Annotated in this window: 21 protein-coding genes; 16 read left to right on the top strand and 5 right to left on the bottom strand. The window is 34.4% G+C overall.

Translation table 11 applies throughout. The features are described 5' to 3' along the window. Nucleotides 1-2: 2 nt before the first annotated feature. The 16 genes from rpsN (at nucleotide 3) to carA (ending at nucleotide 9,295) form a co-directional block, all read left to right on the top strand. Nucleotides 3-272: a 30S ribosomal protein S14 gene (gene rpsN, locus GV828_RS00785; protein ID WP_035637316.1), complete on the top strand. Its 270-nt coding sequence runs from the start codon at nucleotides 3-5 to the stop codon at nucleotides 270-272. 161 nt (nucleotides 273-433) lie between these two features. Further along, the gene (gene rpsH / locus GV828_RS00780; protein ID WP_166535563.1) at nucleotides 434-832 is read left to right on the top strand and encodes a 30S ribosomal protein S8; all 399 of its coding nucleotides are present in this window, start codon (nucleotides 434-436) and stop codon (nucleotides 830-832) included. Between the two features lie 15 nt (nucleotides 833-847). Beyond that, entirely contained in the window at nucleotides 848-1,390 is a 543-nt protein-coding gene (gene rplF, locus GV828_RS00775; RefSeq protein ID WP_166535562.1) for a 50S ribosomal protein L6, read from the top strand. 13 nt (nucleotides 1,391-1,403) lie between these two features. Then, nucleotides 1,404-1,757 carry a 50S ribosomal protein L18 gene (gene rplR / locus GV828_RS00770; RefSeq protein ID WP_166535561.1) on the top strand — a complete coding sequence of 118 codons (354 nt, stop codon included), beginning with the start codon at nucleotides 1,404-1,406 and terminating at the stop codon, nucleotides 1,755-1,757. 6 nt (nucleotides 1,758-1,763) lie between these two features. Next, nucleotides 1,764-2,288 (top strand): 30S ribosomal protein S5, encoded by a 525-nt coding sequence (rpsE, locus tag GV828_RS00765; RefSeq protein ID WP_166535560.1) that lies wholly within the window; start codon nucleotides 1,764-1,766, stop codon nucleotides 2,286-2,288. 12 nt (nucleotides 2,289-2,300) lie between these two features. Further along, the gene (gene rpmD, locus GV828_RS00760; RefSeq protein ID WP_166535559.1) at nucleotides 2,301-2,483 is read left to right on the top strand and encodes a 50S ribosomal protein L30; all 183 of its coding nucleotides are present in this window, start codon (nucleotides 2,301-2,303) and stop codon (nucleotides 2,481-2,483) included. 14 nt (nucleotides 2,484-2,497) lie between these two features. After that, complete coding sequence (gene rplO, locus GV828_RS00755) at nucleotides 2,498-2,953, top strand: 50S ribosomal protein L15 (RefSeq protein WP_166535558.1); 456 nt, start codon at nucleotides 2,498-2,500, stop codon at nucleotides 2,951-2,953. Between the two features lie 18 nt (nucleotides 2,954-2,971). Beyond that, nucleotides 2,972-4,324: a preprotein translocase subunit SecY gene (gene secY, locus GV828_RS00750; RefSeq protein WP_166535557.1), complete on the top strand. Its 1,353-nt coding sequence runs from the start codon at nucleotides 2,972-2,974 to the stop codon at nucleotides 4,322-4,324. Between the two features lie 5 nt (nucleotides 4,325-4,329). Further along, nucleotides 4,330-4,545, top strand: a complete 216-nt coding sequence (infA, locus tag GV828_RS00745; RefSeq protein WP_007136545.1) for a translation initiation factor IF-1 — start codon at nucleotides 4,330-4,332, stop codon at nucleotides 4,543-4,545. 10 nt (nucleotides 4,546-4,555) lie between these two features. Continuing rightward, entirely contained in the window at nucleotides 4,556-4,672 is a 117-nt protein-coding gene (ykgO, locus tag GV828_RS00740; protein WP_002987490.1) for a type B 50S ribosomal protein L36, read from the top strand. A 2-nt stretch (nucleotides 4,673-4,674) separates the two neighbouring features. Then, nucleotides 4,675-5,049, top strand: a complete 375-nt coding sequence (gene rpsM / locus GV828_RS00735; RefSeq protein WP_166535556.1) for a 30S ribosomal protein S13 — start codon at nucleotides 4,675-4,677, stop codon at nucleotides 5,047-5,049. Between the two features lie 8 nt (nucleotides 5,050-5,057). Then, a complete protein-coding gene (rpsK, locus tag GV828_RS00730) occupies nucleotides 5,058-5,441 on the top strand; it encodes a 30S ribosomal protein S11 (protein WP_166535555.1) in 384 nt (127 codons plus the stop codon). 86 nt (nucleotides 5,442-5,527) lie between these two features. Next, the gene (gene rpsD, locus GV828_RS00725; protein ID WP_166535554.1) at nucleotides 5,528-6,133 is read left to right on the top strand and encodes a 30S ribosomal protein S4; all 606 of its coding nucleotides are present in this window, start codon (nucleotides 5,528-5,530) and stop codon (nucleotides 6,131-6,133) included. Between the two features lie 18 nt (nucleotides 6,134-6,151). Further along, complete coding sequence (locus tag GV828_RS00720) at nucleotides 6,152-7,144, top strand: DNA-directed RNA polymerase subunit alpha (protein ID WP_166535553.1); 993 nt, start codon at nucleotides 6,152-6,154, stop codon at nucleotides 7,142-7,144. A gap of 62 nt (nucleotides 7,145-7,206) precedes the next feature. Beyond that, nucleotides 7,207-7,713, top strand: a complete 507-nt coding sequence (gene rplQ, locus GV828_RS00715) for a 50S ribosomal protein L17 (RefSeq protein ID WP_166535552.1) — start codon at nucleotides 7,207-7,209, stop codon at nucleotides 7,711-7,713. Nucleotides 7,714-8,164: 451 nt separating this feature from the next. Next, complete coding sequence (gene carA, locus GV828_RS00710; protein WP_166535551.1) at nucleotides 8,165-9,295, top strand: glutamine-hydrolyzing carbamoyl-phosphate synthase small subunit; 1,131 nt, start codon at nucleotides 8,165-8,167, stop codon at nucleotides 9,293-9,295. 555 nt (nucleotides 9,296-9,850) lie between these two features. Here carA and GV828_RS00705 read toward each other — a convergent pair. The 5 genes from GV828_RS00705 to GV828_RS00685 all read right to left on the bottom strand — a co-directional run bounded on the left by GV828_RS00705 (nucleotide 9,851) and on the right by GV828_RS00685 (nucleotide 15,674). After that, nucleotides 9,851-10,831: a hypothetical protein gene (locus GV828_RS00705; protein WP_166535550.1), complete on the bottom strand. Its 981-nt coding sequence runs from the start codon at nucleotides 10,829-10,831 to the stop codon at nucleotides 9,851-9,853. A gap of 713 nt (nucleotides 10,832-11,544) precedes the next feature. Beyond that, a complete protein-coding gene (locus GV828_RS00700; RefSeq protein ID WP_166535549.1) occupies nucleotides 11,545-11,967 on the bottom strand; it encodes a hypothetical protein in 423 nt (140 codons plus the stop codon). A gap of 615 nt (nucleotides 11,968-12,582) precedes the next feature. Beyond that, nucleotides 12,583-14,055, bottom strand: a complete 1,473-nt coding sequence (locus GV828_RS00695) for a serine hydrolase (protein WP_166535548.1) — start codon at nucleotides 14,053-14,055, stop codon at nucleotides 12,583-12,585. Nucleotides 14,056-14,239: 184 nt separating this feature from the next. Beyond that, complete coding sequence (locus GV828_RS00690; protein ID WP_166535547.1) at nucleotides 14,240-15,070, bottom strand: hypothetical protein; 831 nt, start codon at nucleotides 15,068-15,070, stop codon at nucleotides 14,240-14,242. A gap of 1 nt (nucleotide 15,071) precedes the next feature. After that, nucleotides 15,072-15,674 carry a hypothetical protein gene (locus GV828_RS00685; RefSeq protein ID WP_166535546.1) on the bottom strand — a complete coding sequence of 201 codons (603 nt, stop codon included), beginning with the start codon at nucleotides 15,672-15,674 and terminating at the stop codon, nucleotides 15,072-15,074. Between the last annotated feature and the right edge of the window lie 19 nt (nucleotides 15,675-15,693).

Genomic DNA, 15,693 nt, shown 5'->3' with positions numbered 1-15,693 from the left:
ACATGGCTAAAGAATCAATGAAAGCCCGTGAGGTGAAAAGAGAAAAAACGGTAGCAAAATACGCTGAAAAAAGAAAAGCTCTTTTAGAAGCTGGAGACTATGAAGGTCTTCAAAAATTACCAAAAAATGCTTCTCCGGTTCGTCTTCACAACCGTTGCAAACTAACAGGTCGCCCAAGAGGATATATGCGTCAATTTGGAATTTCTCGTGTAACTTTCCGTGAAATGGCCAATAACGGATTAATTCCAGGTGTGAAAAAGGCCAGTTGGTAAGAAAAATAAAAACAAGTTTTGTTATTTCGATAGATAGTTGTAAGTTTGCCGGATTTTTGCCGCGAACTGGCAACTATCTATTGATTAATAAATAAGAGTTTAATGGTTTCAGGTTCTAACGGAAAGTCCGTGACGAAAACCAAAACCGCAAATTTAATTATATGTACACAGATCCTATTGCGGATTATTTGACAAGAGTTAGAAACGCTGTGGCTGCAAAGCATAAAGTGGTTGAAATTCCTGCTTCTAATCTAAAAAAAGAAATCACAAAGATTTTATTTGATCAAGGTTATATCTTGAGCTACAAATTTGAGGAGAACACTGTTCAAGGTTCTATCAAAATCGCTTTGAAGTATGATAAAGATACTAAAGAAGCTGTTATCAAAGATATCCAAAGAATTAGTAAACCAGGTTTACGTAAGTATGCAGGTGCTGCAAAACTTCCAAGAATCCTTAACGGATTAGGGATTGCAATTGTTTCAACTTCTAAAGGTTTGATGACCGGGAAGCAAGCAAAGCAATTGAACGTTGGAGGAGAAGTAATTTGTTACGTATACTAAAAAAAGAACTTAACGATGTCAAGAATAGGAAAAAATCCAATTGTAATTCCAGCTGGCGTAACTGTTGAAGTTACTGACAACTTGGTTACAGTAAAAGGAAAATTAGGACAGCTTTCTCAGGAATTCGATAACGTTTCCGTGAAAGTAGAAGAAGGTCAGGTTCAGGTTGAAAGATCTTCTGATCAAAAAGATGAAAGAGCAAAACACGGTCTTTATAGAGCATTGATTAATAATATGATCGCTGGTGTTTCTGAAGGCTTCACTAAAGAGTTGGAATTGGTTGGAGTAGGTTATAGAGCTTCGAATCAAGGACAAAAATTGGATCTCGCTCTCGGATTCTCTCACAATATTATATTAGATATTGCACCAGAAGTGAAACTTGAGACAGTTTCGGAAAAAGGTAAAAATCCAATTGTAAAATTAACTTCTCACGACAAGCAATTGTTAGGAGCTGTAGCTGCGAAAATCAGAAGTTTCCGCAAGCCAGAGCCTTACAAAGGAAAAGGGGTTAAATTTGTTGGTGAAGTATTAAGAAGAAAAGCAGGTAAATCAGCTTAAAAATTAAAAGATCATGTCATTAACAAAATCTGAAAGAAGACAAAGAATTAAATTCAGAATCAGAAAAATTGTAAGCGGAACCGCTACAAAACCAAGACTTTCTGTTTTTAGAAGTAATAAAGAAATCTATGCTCAAATCATAGATGACGTAAATGGAGTGACTTTATTGGCAGCTTCATCAAGAGAAAAAGGAGTAGATACTAAAGGAACTAATGTAGAAGTTGCAGCAGCAGTTGGAAAATTGGTAGCAGAAAAAGCATTAAAAGCTGGTATTGAAACTGTAAATTTCGACAGAGGTGGATATTTATACCACGGACGTATTAAATCATTAGCAGAAGGCGCTCGTGCAGCCGGACTTAAATTCTAAGAAATTATGTATCATAAATACAAAAACGTAGAACTAGTAAAACCTAGTGGTCTTGAATTAAAAGATCGTTTGGTAAGTGTAAACCGTGTAACTAAAGTTACTAAAGGTGGTAGAGCTTTCGGTTTTTCTGCTATTGTTGTAGTAGGTGACGAGAATGGTGTAGTAGGACACGGACTTGGAAAATCAAAAGATGTTTCTGAAGCAATTGCAAAAGCAGTAGAAGATGCTAAGAAAAATTTGGTTAGAATTCCATTAAGTGGTCAATCAGTACCTCACGAACAAAAAGGTAAATTCGGTGGAGCACGCGTATTTTTAATGCCAGCCTCTCACGGTACCGGAGTAATCGCCGGTGGAGCTGTACGTTCGGTATTAGAGTCTGTTGGAATTCATGATGTATTGTCTAAATCTCAAGGATCATCAAACCCTCATAACGTAGTAAAAGCTACTTTTGATGCATTATTGCAAATGAGAAGTGCTTATACTGTTGCAAAACAAAGAGGTGTATCTTTAGAAAAAGTATTTAAAGGTTAATTCAGGAAAATCATGGCAAAACTATTAGTAAAACAAGTAAAAAGCAAAATCAATTGTCCTCTAACACAAAAAAGAGGTCTTGAAGCTTTAGGCCTTCGCAAACTAGGACAGGTTGTGGAGCATGAATCAAATCCTGCAATCCTTGGGATGATAAACAAAGTAAAACACTTAGTTTCTGTAGAAGAAGCTAAATAACAATCTTATTAGTTATGAACTTAAGTAACTTGCAGCCAGCAGAAGGCTCAACACACAACCAAAATAAGAGAGTAGGTAGAGGAGAAGGTTCTGGAAAAGGTGGTACTTCCGCAAGAGGACACAAAGGAGCTAAATCTCGTTCTGGTTATTCTAAAAAGATTGGTTTTGAAGGAGGTCAAATGCCACTTCAAAGACGTGTGCCTAAATTTGGTTTTAAAAATATCAATCGTAAAGAATACGAAGGAGTAAACCTTGATACGCTTCAAGCTCTAGTTGATAACGGTATCGTTACAGATAATACAATTGATATGTCTGTATTTGTAGCGACTCGTTTGGCAACTAAAAATGAAATCGTTAAGATCTTGGGTAGAGGAGAACTTAAAGCAAAATTAAAGGTAACAGCACATAAATTTACAGCATCCGCAAAAGCAGCTATCGAGGCCGCTGGTGGTGAAGCAGTAACTTTATAATAATCCCCTAAAAGTAAGATGAAGAAATTTTTTGAATCGCTTGCCAATGTTTGGAAAATTGAGGAACTAAAAAATAAAATTTTAGTAACCTTAGGTTTGTTATTAGTGTACCGTTTTGGTGCTCAAGTAACACTTCCGGGTATTGATGCGACAAAATTAAATGGACTTACTGATCAAACTAAAGAAGGGATCGGATGGTTAATCGATGTTTTTACAGGTGGTGCGTTTTCGCAAGCATCTGTATTTGCATTGGGTATTATGCCTTACATTTCAGCCTCTATTGTTGTTCAGTTGATGGGTATTGCAGTACCTTATCTACAAAAACTACAAAAAGATGGCGAGAGCGGAAGAAAAAAAATGAACCAAATTACCCGTTGGCTTACCATTTTAATTACTTTGGTACAAGCCCCGGGATATATCTTTAATCTTTACAGAACTTTACCGGGTGATGCATTTTTATCAAATGTTAACCCAGGATTGGTCTCTCCATTCGCATTCCAGTTTTTATCAGTTATTATTTTGGTAACAGGTACAATCTTTGCAATGTGGTTAGGAGAAAAAATCACAGATAAAGGTATTGGTAACGGAATTTCATTATTGATTATGGTAGGAATTATTGCTAGAATGCCACAAGCGTTCATTCAAGAGTTTTCAACTAGAGTAACAAACAATAATGGAGGTCCAATGTTATTGGTTTTCGAAGTAATTATATGGTTACTCGTAATTGTAGCGTGTGTTTTACTTGTAATGGCAGTAAGAAAGATTCCTGTTCAATATGCAAGAAGAACCGCTTCGGGCGAGTTTGAACAAGCTGGAAACAGACAATGGATTCCTTTAAAGCTCAACGCTTCTGGAGTTATGCCAATCATTTTTGCGCAAGCAATTATGTTTATCCCGGCAGCATTAGCTGGTCTTTCAAGTTCAGAAACTGCAACTTCTATCAGTACAGCCTTCCAAAATATTTTTGGTTGGCAGTATAACATAGTTTTTGCATTATTAATCATTGTTTTTACCTACTTTTACACCGCAATTACAGTACCTACAAATAAAATGGCCGACGATTTAAAAAGAAGTGGTGGTTTCATTCCTGGAATTAGACCTGGAGCAGAAACATCAGATTTCTTAGATAAAATCATGTCGTTGATTACATTTCCAGGGTCGTTATTTCTTGCATTAATTGCTGTGTTCCCAGCAATCGTTGTAAGTGTTCTGGATGTTCAACCGTCATGGGCTTTATTTTATGGAGGTACCTCGTTATTGATTATGGTTGGAGTTGCAAGTGATACTATTCAGCAAATTAATTCGTATTTGTTGAACAAGCATTACGATGGTTTGATGAAAAGTGGTAAAAATAGAAAGGCAGTAGCTTAATTTTTATGGCAAAGCAATCAGCAATAGAACAAGACGGATCCATCATTGAAGCATTATCAAATGCGATGTTCCGTGTAGAATTAGAAAATGGACATATCGTTATCGCTCACATTTCAGGAAAAATGCGCATGCACTACATCAAATTATTGCCTGGCGATAAAGTGAAACTGGAAATGAGCCCTTATGATTTGTCAAAAGCAAGAATTACGTATAGATACTAAAGCTATTAAAATGAAAGTAAGAGCATCAGTTAAAAAAAGAAGTGCCGAGTGCATTATCGTACGAAGAAAAGGAAGATTGTACGTTATTAATAAAAAGAATCCTAGATTTAAACAAAGACAAGGATAATTATGGCAAGAATTGCAGGGGTAGACATCCCAAAAAACAAAAGAGGAGTTATCGCTTTAACCTATATCTTCGGAATCGGTAAAAGCAGAGCTAGTGAAATTTTGGCTAAAGCTAATGTTAGCGAAGACAAAAAAGTTCAGGAATGGAACGATGATGAAATCGGAGCCATCCGTGATGCCGTTTCTTACTTCAAAATCGAAGGAGAACTTCGTTCGGAAATCTCATTGAACATCAAACGTTTAATGGATATCGGATGCTACAGAGGAATCCGTCATAGATCTGGTCTTCCATTAAGAGGACAAAGAACTAAAAACAACTCTAGAACAAGAAAAGGTAAAAGAAAAACTGTTGCCAACAAGAAAAAAGCAACTAAATAATAAGTAGTATGGCTAAAGCAAATACAAAAAAACGTAAAGTTGTAATTGAATCAACTGGCGAGGCTCATATTAGTTCAACTTTTAACAATATCATCATTTCTTTAACTAATAAAAAAGGAGAAGTGATTTCTTGGTCTTCAGCTGGTAAAATGGGCTTTAGAGGTTCTAAAAAGAACACTCCATATGCAGCTCAAATGGCAGCAGAAGATTGTGCAAAAGTGGCTTTGGAAGCTGGACTGAAAAAAGTGAAAGTTTATGTGAAAGGACCTGGAAACGGACGTGAGTCTGCAATCCGTTCAGTTCACAATTCAGGTATTGAAGTAACCGAAATTATAGATGTTACCCCAATGCCACACAATGGATGTCGTCCTCCAAAAAGACGTAGAGTTTAATCAATTTTTCAAGTATAACAGGATAGATTTTAGACTATCGGAGGATTTGACCTGAATTCATAGTCTCTATCCAAAATTAAATTAAAATGGCAAGATATACTGGTCCAAAAACTAAAATCGCTCGTAAATTCGGTGAAGCGATCTTCGGAGATGATAAAGCCTTCGAAAAAAGAAATTACCCTCCCGGACAACACGGTTTGGCTAAAAAAAGAGGTAAAAAATCTGAGTATGCTGTTCAGTTAATGGAAAAGCAGAAAGCTAAATATTCTTACGGAATTTTAGAAAAACAATTCAGAAACCTTTTCGAAAAAGCATCAGCAACTAAAGGTGTTACCGGTGAAGTATTACTTCAACTTTGTGAAGCAAGATTAGACAACGTAGTATTTAGAATGGGTATCGCCCCTTCAAGAAGAGCTGCTCGTCAAATCGTAGGTCACAGACACATTACCGTAAACGGAGAAGTTGTAAACATTCCGTCTTACCACTTGAAACCAGGTGACAAAGTGGCGGTTCGTGAAAAATCTAAATCTTTAGATGCTATCGAACGTTCTTTATCTAATTCAAGTCATGTTTACGAATGGATTACTTGGAACAACGACCTTAAAGAAGGAGTATTCGTTTCTGTTCCTGCAAGAATCCAAATCCCAGAAAACATTAAAGAACAACTTATCGTAGAGTTGTATAACAAATAATAGACAGTAGTCGAACATATGGCAATATTTAATTTTCAGAAGCCCGATAAAGTTATCATGATCGATTCAACCGATTTTGAAGGTAAGTTTGAATTCAGACCTTTAGAACCTGGTTACGGATTGACTGTTGGTAATGCACTTAGAAGAGTCTTGCTTTCCGCTTTAGAAGGATATGCAATAACATCTGTTCGTATCGAAGGTGTAGATCACGAATTTTCTACCATTCCAGGAGTAGTGGAAGACGTTACCGAAATTATCCTCAACCTTAAACAAGTGCGTTTTAAACGTCAGATTGAAGATATAGACAACGAATCGGTTTCAATCTCTATCTCTGGTAAAGACCAAATTACAGCCGGTGATTTCCAAAAATTCATCTCCGGATTCCAGGTATTAAACCCTGAGCTTGTGATTTGTAATCTTGACAGCAAAGTTAACATCAATATGGAGTTAACAATCGAGAAAGGAAGAGGATACGTTCCTGCTGAAGAGAACAAAAAGCAAAATGCAGCTATCGGAACCATTTTTACAGATTCTATTTTTACACCCGTAAAAAATGTAAAATATGCAATCGAAAACTTCCGTGTAGAGCAAAAAACAGATTACGAAAAATTAGTTTTTGAAATCAAAACTGATGGTTCAATCAATCCAAAAGATGCTCTAACTGAAGCCGCAAAGGTATTAATACACCATTTTATGCTTTTCTCTGACGAAAGAATTACCCTTGAAGCTGACGAAATCGCACAAACAGAATCTTACGATGAAGAATCGTTACACATGAGACAATTGCTTAAAACTAAGCTTGTTGATATGGACCTTTCTGTAAGAGCGCTAAATTGCTTAAAAGCGGCTGAAGTTGATACACTCGGAGATTTAGTATCTTTCAACAAAAACGACTTGATGAAGTTCCGTAACTTCGGTAAAAAATCGCTAACAGAGCTTGATGAGCTTGTGGCGATTAAAAACCTACACTTCGGAATGGACCTATCAAAATACAAATTAGATAAAGAATAATTTGCTTCATATTTTGCTCTCCAAAGAGGATCGCAGCAAGATGAAGTTAAACAAAAAACGTCATGAGACACGGAAAAAAAATAAATCACTTAAGCAGACAGTCAGCTCATAGAAAATCTATGTTGTCTAATATGGCTTGCTCACTTATCGAGCACAAACGTATTAACACTACTGTTGCTAAAGCAAAAGCGCTTAAACAATTTGTTGAGCCATTGATTACAAAATCAAAAGAAGATACAACTCACAACCGTCGTATCGTTTTCTCATACCTAAGAAACAAATATGCAGTTACCGATCTTTTTAGAGACGTAGCCGCTAAAGTAGGAGACCGTCCTGGAGGATACACCCGTATCATCAAGTTAGGAAACCGTCTTGGAGATAACGCAGATATGGCCATGATTGAATTAGTTGACTTCAACGAATTGTACAACGGTGGTAAAAAAGAAGTGAAAAAAGCGAAAAGCCGTCGTGGTGGAAAAGCTAAAAAAGCTGAAGAAACTGTGGAAGAAGCTCCAAAAGTTGAAACTCCAAAAGCTTCAGAAGAAACTTCAACAGACGCTGCAGAATAATGAGAAAACTCATTGCATCATAACAAAAAAGGATAAGCCATCACGGTTTATCCTTTTTTTTTTGAATTTGCAGCCAATCGTTCAGCGTTTTTTAAACGTAGTTCCCGCTTTCCGCAGTAGTTTTTTGGCAGAAAAAGCCAAAAAAGCTACAGCTTTCAATCGGGGCTAATACCATCAAAAAGCATTTTTTAAACGGGAGTTCCAAACTTTGTCAATAAATTATTATATACAATCTTGTCATCCCGACGAAGGAAGCGACTAAAAAAAGAATTAGGGGTTAGTTTCCTCCTTCGTTTTAATGACAACATAATGTAAATAATTGTTACCCGACAAACTAAAAAAAGAATTTTCAGATACCCGCAAATTGAACTAAATTTGCACCACAACAACACAAACACACTTGGCAATATTTTTGCAAGTAACACGAATACAAAAAAAATAACTACTAAAAATGAAATATACCACACGACAAAAAGCCATTATTCTCTTGGCAGACGGCACCATCTTCTACGGAAAATCTATGGGTATTGAAGGCACGACCTTTGGCGAAGTTTGCTTTAATACCGGAATGACGGGTTACCAAGAAATTTTTACCGATCCAAGTTATTTCGGGCAAATTATGGTGGCTACCAATGCCCATATCGGGAACTACGGCGTGAACCAAGAAGATATTGAAGCCGATCAAATCATGATATCAGGATTGGTTTGTAAAAATTTTTCCTTTACACGTTCGCGCGTAAACTCCACCGAAAGTTTAGAAGATTATTTTAAGAAACACAACCTGGTTTGCATCTCTGATGTAGATACCCGCGCTTTAGTGGCGTACATTCGCGACAATGGTGCACAAAATGCAGTAATTTCTACCGATGGAAAATCAATTGACGAATTAAAATCATTGTTGGCAGAAATCCCGGATATGAAAGGATTAGAGTTAGCCAGCAAAGTTTCGACCAAAACGCCTTACTTTATAGGTGAATCTGATGCCAAATATAAAATAGCCGCTTTAGATTTAGGCATTAAAAAGAATATTTTACGCAATTTGGCAAAACGCGATTGTTATATTAAAGTGTTTCCTTTTGATACGAGTTATGAGGAAATGAAAGCGTTTAATCCGGATGGGTTTTTCTTGAGTAATGGTCCCGGAGATCCGGATCCACTTTACGGTGCGATAGGTATTGCCAAAAAAATATTGGCCAACAATGATCCTGTGTTTGGGATTTGTTTAGGACATCAGGTGTTGGCTTTGGCAAACGGCATTTCTACCTACAAAATGTTCAACGGACACAGAGGCATCAACCATCCTGTAATGAATACCATTACCGGTAAAGGCGAAATTACTTCTCAAAATCACGGTTTTGCCGTAAACAGAGAAGAATTAGAAAAACATCCTGATTTTGAAATCACACATTTCCACGGAAACGATAACACTGTTGCGGGAATGCGCATGAAGAACAAGAATTGTTTTTCGGTGCAGTACCATCCGGAGGCGAGTCCGGGTCCGCATGACTCGAGTTATTTGTTTGATATTTTTATAGAAAACATTGAGCAATCTAAAAAAGAATTTGAGGAAAAGGCGCTTTAAGCGTCTTTTTTTGTGGATTTGTGTGTGTTTTTAGCCGCAAAGTCGGGAAAGTTTGCGGAGTGGGGATACACATAATTTGTTGCCTCTCTCTACCATAGAAAATCGTATAGAGAATGGTAGATTAATAGAGAATATACTAAGTCGAACAATATCAAAACCACGGATATCACAATTTTAAAAGTGTCAAGCCTGTTTCGTTTTAATAACTTTAAAGTATTCCAAATGAGGATTGCCAAGGTTATCACGAAGATAATTACTTTACTTAGTAATTCATAGTTGTACTCAGGGACACAATATTTAAAGGTTAAAATTAGTAACTGAATTAGGCTGTAGGAAAATAATATTGCCGACAGTAAATTTTTTACATAATTATTCCACTTGAAAGTTTCTGTAATAAAATGCGTTATGACGATAAAAATTAACAGCCGGAACTCATTCATAAAATACATTTTGTTTGAATTATTTAAATGATCAATTAGTAGATCATACAGTATCCAGTATAGACTGATTGAAAACACCGCAATGAATAAAGTTTCAAAAATATGAAGTGTTAATTTAATTAGATAGTTCCAGTTTAATATCATTTAAATTCTTATTTCTAAACCTGTTCGAAATTTTTATCAGGTCGTTTGTTACTACTTTATATACATCGCTGTCAGATTTGCTTGATGAAATCAAAAGAATACTGCTAATTGACTCAATGTGTTCGTCAGTGACGATAAGTGAAGAATTATTACTGGTAAACGCTGATATAATTTCATCATATTTGTCTAAATTGCTTATTAGCTCCATTGCTAAGAATAAGTCGGTAGAACTGTTCAAATGGTCAGAAATTGAATAGAACGCGTCTACAAAAAATTTACCATTATTAGTATCATTTAGTTCATCTCTTACTTCGTATGATTTTTCTATTGATATAACGCTATTGAATAGATGATAATTATCGCTTGTGGAGAACTCTTGAATGAAGTTACTCATTCCTGTACGTCCGCATGAGCGTTCCCGACATCCGCCACCAAAAGGATGACATTGTCCACCTCCACTCCAGCAATGATGTGTAATTCCGCAACCTCCCCCACTTCCATCCACTAATGATAGATCATCTAAGTGATTGTACTTATCTAGATTATAACTGCTTCTAAAATTCATTAGACTTAAATCATCATATGGCGAGTTAAAATGCATTGTTAGCAATTCTTTTATGCCAATAATTTCGATGTCGGCTCCAGGTGCCAATTCGTTTGCCACGTAGATAATGTTGTTTAAAATAATATTAGAGACAACTATATCTTGATATTCTGTTAATTCTAATTCACTCAAATTATTTATTTTGTAACAGTTGAATTTTAGAATATTGGAACTATCGTAGTGATGGGTAAATATCCAGCCCGTCACGTTTTGAAAATTTAAAAAGCCAATCGAAACAATAGTTTTATTTTCAGGGAACCCATTAAAGGAATCGTTTAAATTTTGTAAATCTATTTCCTCAGTAGAAATTGAAATTACCGAACCTAAATTACCTTTATTTTCTATCATTCGTTTGTACAATTTTGTGGCTGGTACTTCACTAGAGATTTTGTTTTGAGTTTGCTTTCTAATTATCTCTAAATATTTATTATTTAAAGAAATATTAGGGTTGTCGTTTTCAACGTGGTCATTTCCACAACCAGTGACAAAAAAGATTAGCGCTAATGATATAATTGTAGAAATTATCGTAACTTTTTTAATCCTAATTTAAAGGGTTTTCGGTTAATTATTCTCAATTTTTTTCGTACAGAACATTTATATTTATAAAATTATTGACAATTTACTAATTAAATTTGATTTAGTCGTAAATAGATTGAAAAGTTTTGAAAGGTGCAATTTAACTTTAACGTAAAGTTCCTGTTAGCGGTGCTTTGCACAAATTGAAGTATTGAATGATTGGAACGAACGCATACTTATGGCGTTGCTACAAAGTACGGTAAAAACAGTTCGCAGTACGAAATGGCGGGAGGCAAGAAAAAGGGGGAATGCAAAAACTAAAACCAAAAATAATTTAAAAAATGAAAACCATTTACGGGAGTAAATGGTTTTTCGTTTTTTGAAGTTGATTGCGGGCACGGATTGAAAATCCGCGCTATCGGGTTTTCTTTATGATTGATGCATTTTGTTTCGGGGATGATTTTTGATGAATGTGTGTTTTAAAATTTTCAAAAAAAAACCTGCAAGAGAAAATCCTGCAGGTTTTGTTGTTTTGAAAAATAGGTTTACTCTATCTTTTGAAGCTTGATCTTTGATCCTTGAACCCAATCTCCGTTTAATCGCGTTAGGATAATTTGGCTATTGTTTTCAAGCCATTCGATTTGGTATTCGCTTGGAATATCGTTATTATTACATTGTAAGGTTAGTACGTTCGCTGACGACTGGTATTGATAAGTTCCCTGATAATTGTTAACAATTGCTCCTGATTTTGAAAAGGTGGCATTGGCGCGAAACTCATAAATTTCTCCATTTTCAACGGAATGCCAAACCAGCGGTGTCGATTCTTCCTCTTCTTCTATCAAATCGTCAAACTCTTGTTGTGCGATGAGTTGCCATTTGCCGTATAAGTCAGTACTGTTATTGTTGTCGTCACTTTGGCAAGAACAAAATAACAGTACGGTTGCGATAATTAAGATTAAATTTTTCATTTTTTATAATTTATTCGATTACTATTTTGTGGGTATTTTGTTGGATTACCACGAATGCACGAATGTTTTAATTTTTTTGAATTTTGTAATTGAAATTACGCTTCGCTTTTGAATTTGGAAATTTTTTCTATTGGAATTTCTTACTCAATGTAGCTAAAGACCGGATTGAGGTATGGGCCGTTTAAAACTTGTGGCGTAGTTTGCAGTGCTTGACAGATATTGCTGAAGTTTTTATCTGTGAGTTTTTGTTGGCGTCTTTCGATTTTGCCGATATAACTTTCGCTTAGGTTGACCTATTCGCCCAATTGTTTCTGAGACAATCCGCGTGTGAGGCGGATGGCGTGAATGTTCTCTTGTACATATTTCCCCATAATTAATTATTTTAAATTTAGATTTTTAAAGATATATTGGGGAAATATGTTACAATTTTACTAAAAAAATGTTTGGGTTGTATTTTTTTGGGGTATTTTTTTTGAATTTTTTTTTGAGGGGGATTTTGAGGTTGTTGTTTTTTGCCGCAAAGTCGGGAGACTTTGCGGAGCGGTTTTTTTTTGAGGTTTATTGCGGGCACGGATTTCGCCCCACTATTGCAAAATCCTTGTTAGCTGTAGTTTTTTATCTTGTCTCAATGTCAAAAATTTTTTGTCCATTCTCTCCTAAATAATGTTTCAACAGATTCTCAAAAACGCTTCCGCCCGTGTCTGAATTTGTGAAAATCAAAAGTCCTTGTTTTGTTTTTGGTAAAATAAATACAATTGTTTGAACACCATTGTCTGAACCACCGTGAGACAAGGCTATTTCGCCATTTCCTAAATCATAAATTTCAAAACCCAAACCAAAGTGTTTTCCTTTTGTGCTGGCTACTTGATTTTTGGTCATTTCTTCAAATACATTTTTGGATAAGTCATCACCATTCATTACACTTACCAAAAAGTTTCCGTAATCTTCAATCGTTGTCAATAAATCGTCTGCTGCATTAGGTGTGGTATTTTTTACCGTTTCGTATGTGTTTCCATTTTTGTCGTAGCCAATTGCCAATCTTTTTGTGTCTACATTTTTGTCCCAAACATATCTTGTATCGGTCATTTTTAGTGGCTGAAAAATAAGTTCGTTAGCCAATTGTTGTAATGATTTATTGAACTTTTTTTCTAATGCCTTTCGCAAATATTCCATTCCTTCACCCGAATATTGATATTTCGTGCCTGGTTCAAATTGAAAGTTGAGTTTTTTATTTTCATTCATATATCGCCAATTCGGAAATCCCGTTTGGTGGCTCAAAATAATTCTTGTCGTAAGTTTTTTATTTCGTGGGTCGTTGGTAATATCTGGGTCAGTCCAATATTTATAGATTGGTTCGTCCAAGTTCCACTTACCCAAACTCACCAACTTTAACGCAACCATTGCTGTTACGGGTTTAGTTAAAGAAGCAACATTGAAAATAGTGTTGTATGGTGCAGAAATTCCTTTTGAAATTTCGCCAAAAACTTTTACTTGTTGCAGTTTACCATTTTCAATAACGCCAATTCCCAGAGTTGGTACTTTTTTTTCTTTCAACCATTTTTCAATTTCTGTTTCATTGTCAAAAATTGATTTTTCTGTTTTTTTAGTGTCGTCAGCTTGATGGTCAAAACTAAAAGAAGTTGTTAGTTTCCATTCGCCATTTTCTAATTGCCAAACGTTTGTAAACTTTGCTATTCCGCCTTGACTTTCTCTTTTTTCTGAAAATTTATGTTCTCCATTCTGAACTGCACCATAGAGAATACCATTTTTATAAAGTGGAAATATTTCGGTACTTTCTTTTACCAAAAATCGCTGAACTTGGCGATTAGTTTGGTTGTTGCAAATTCCATTTTTTAAGTCAGTTAGAAATTTTGTTTTGTCGGAAATACCGTCTTTATCGTGATAAAATTTAAGATTGTCGCTTAACAAATTTTCAAACTGTTTAATGTTGCAATGGTTAAAACCAACATCAAAAAGCAAACTGTCCTTTACAAGAATTGTTTTGTATAGGTCTGAATTTTTGTCAACCTGTGCAAAGGTGGAAAAAGTTGTCAGTAGTATGGAAAGGATTGTAAAAAGTTTCTTCATTTATTTTGTTGTTCATTTTGTAGTGTCGTTCGGTAAAATAACAGCGAACGTTCCGGCGCTTGGCGAGGTTGCGGACTAAATAAGCCCGAAACTTACGGTTTAATACTAAACTCAAAGATACAAAACCAACTTCAAATTAAGCCCAAAACACGCAATCCTGCAAAACCTGTGTTGTAGGCAGTTTTTAATTTTCTATTTTCGTTTTTATTGTATTTGGAATAATATTTATAAAATCTTTTGTTTCGTAAGAAATCGACAATGTAGGACAACAACCCGCATCTTCATTTTGATATGCAGTAAAACTTATCAAATATTTATCTTCTGTTTTCGTTATTTCGGTTCCAGTTCTTGAGCACATTCCGTTATAATTTTTCGCAACATTTTTTATTTCATTTTCAAGTTTATCATACTCTGATTTACTTAAATAATCATAAACTTGACCTAAATTAGTTACATTTTCATTTTCTACTAAAATATATGTGTAAACTTGACTCGCACCTGTTCCAAAGCTACGTTGTAAGGTTATAATGTTGTCTTTAATTGTTTCAGGAAAAGTACCGCCATTTAAAGTTCCAACAAAAGTTTCGTGCATTACTTCTGAAAGATTATATTTTTTCGTAGAAAAAACACTATCAAGTTTTGTAATTATTTGATTCCTTGTTAGTAAACCTGTAAAACTTGGAATAGAATCCATATTTTCATCTTTATTATTTGATGTATACTCGTCAATAATAATTTTACTCAATTCAATTAATGTTTTATCAGAATAATTTTTTAACTCACTTAAATCTTTATTTTCTGAATTTTTTAAATCTTCTAATTTTGCAACTAAATAAAGATGCTTATAGAAACTATATTTTTCTTTTGGTTCTGTAATTGTGTTTTTTAATTCTATTAATTCTTTTGAATTAAAAATCTGAGAATAATCATTTTTGATTTCATCATTTTTAGTTTCTTGTTTGCAAGAAACAAAGACAAATGAAATAAAAGCTAATACTAAAATTGTTTTTTTCATTTTACAGACCTTTTATATTAATTAATTTAAGTTTTGGAGAATTATATTTACTTTTTTGCGTGCAATTATTATTTGTGTTAGCATATTCAGTTACAGTTGAATTTTCAAAATCAACAATAATGATAATTGGTTTTTTTACTTCTAAATATTGTGTTCCAACTAACAATAGTTTCTTTTCGTTTACCCAAAAAACTTCATCAATTCCTTTTGAACTACCACAGCTTAATAATGTAGTTTTTGTATTTTCATTTATTTGATATAGCACAATATTTTGGTCTACATCAACTATTGCATCATATGAATTTCCATTCTTTTCCAAATTTAAATATGAATAAATGTCTATAAATTTTGACTTCTTTGGAGAATATGTTCCAATAGTTTTATATTCTTGGTTTAAATTTTTAAAAGGAACTTTTTCAGAGTATAAATCTTTAAAATTGGTTTTTTCTTCAACTTCAAACTCATCTAAATTAAAGTTTGAGTATGTGTTTTTCCATATTTTTAATTCATTATTGAAATTTTTTAGATAATCATTTGGTTTGTCTTGTGCATTAATAAGATTTAATGAAACAAGGAAAAATAGAGTTAGAATTTTTTTTGTCATTTTTATTTTTATTTAGTTT

The sequence above is a fragment of the Flavobacterium ichthyis genome (assembly GCF_009915155.1).
In the GTDB taxonomy this organism is placed as follows: Bacteria; Bacteroidota; Bacteroidia; order Flavobacteriales; family Flavobacteriaceae; genus Flavobacterium; species Flavobacterium ichthyis.
The sequence above is the reverse complement of the archived record's forward strand: the minus strand, read 5'-3'. Positions and strand labels throughout refer to the sequence as shown.

Excerpts from the sequence above, each read along its gene's own strand:
- rpsN (WP_035637316.1), top strand. The coding sequence starts at position 3 with ATGGCTAAAGAATCAATGAAAGCCCGTGAGGTGAAAAGAGAAAAAACG.
- rpsH (WP_166535563.1), top strand. The coding sequence starts at position 434 with ATGTACACAGATCCTATTGCGGATTATTTGACAAGAGTTAGAAACGCT.
- rplF (WP_166535562.1), top strand. The coding sequence starts at position 848 with ATGTCAAGAATAGGAAAAAATCCAATTGTAATTCCAGCTGGCGTAACT.
- rplR (WP_166535561.1), top strand. The coding sequence starts at position 1,404 with ATGTCATTAACAAAATCTGAAAGAAGACAAAGAATTAAATTCAGAATC.
- rpsE (WP_166535560.1), top strand. The coding sequence starts at position 1,764 with ATGTATCATAAATACAAAAACGTAGAACTAGTAAAACCTAGTGGTCTT.
- rpmD (WP_166535559.1), top strand. The coding sequence starts at position 2,301 with ATGGCAAAACTATTAGTAAAACAAGTAAAAAGCAAAATCAATTGTCCT.
- rplO (WP_166535558.1), top strand. The coding sequence starts at position 2,498 with ATGAACTTAAGTAACTTGCAGCCAGCAGAAGGCTCAACACACAACCAA.
- secY (WP_166535557.1), top strand. The coding sequence starts at position 2,972 with ATGAAGAAATTTTTTGAATCGCTTGCCAATGTTTGGAAAATTGAGGAA.
- infA (WP_007136545.1), top strand. The coding sequence starts at position 4,330 with ATGGCAAAGCAATCAGCAATAGAACAAGACGGATCCATCATTGAAGCA.
- ykgO (WP_002987490.1), top strand. The coding sequence starts at position 4,556 with ATGAAAGTAAGAGCATCAGTTAAAAAAAGAAGTGCCGAGTGCATTATC.
- rpsM (WP_166535556.1), top strand. The coding sequence starts at position 4,675 with ATGGCAAGAATTGCAGGGGTAGACATCCCAAAAAACAAAAGAGGAGTT.
- rpsK (WP_166535555.1), top strand. The coding sequence starts at position 5,058 with ATGGCTAAAGCAAATACAAAAAAACGTAAAGTTGTAATTGAATCAACT.
- rpsD (WP_166535554.1), top strand. The coding sequence starts at position 5,528 with ATGGCAAGATATACTGGTCCAAAAACTAAAATCGCTCGTAAATTCGGT.
- GV828_RS00720 (WP_166535553.1), top strand. The coding sequence starts at position 6,152 with ATGGCAATATTTAATTTTCAGAAGCCCGATAAAGTTATCATGATCGAT.
- rplQ (WP_166535552.1), top strand. The coding sequence starts at position 7,207 with ATGAGACACGGAAAAAAAATAAATCACTTAAGCAGACAGTCAGCTCAT.
- carA (WP_166535551.1), top strand. The coding sequence starts at position 8,165 with ATGAAATATACCACACGACAAAAAGCCATTATTCTCTTGGCAGACGGC.
- GV828_RS00705 (WP_166535550.1), bottom strand. The coding sequence starts at position 10,831 with ATGATAGAAAATAAAGGTAATTTAGGTTCGGTAATTTCAATTTCTACT.
- GV828_RS00700 (WP_166535549.1), bottom strand. The coding sequence starts at position 11,967 with ATGAAAAATTTAATCTTAATTATCGCAACCGTACTGTTATTTTGTTCT.
- GV828_RS00695 (WP_166535548.1), bottom strand. The coding sequence starts at position 14,055 with ATGAAGAAACTTTTTACAATCCTTTCCATACTACTGACAACTTTTTCC.
- GV828_RS00690 (WP_166535547.1), bottom strand. The coding sequence starts at position 15,070 with ATGAAAAAAACAATTTTAGTATTAGCTTTTATTTCATTTGTCTTTGTT.
- GV828_RS00685 (WP_166535546.1), bottom strand. The coding sequence starts at position 15,674 with ATGACAAAAAAAATTCTAACTCTATTTTTCCTTGTTTCATTAAATCTT.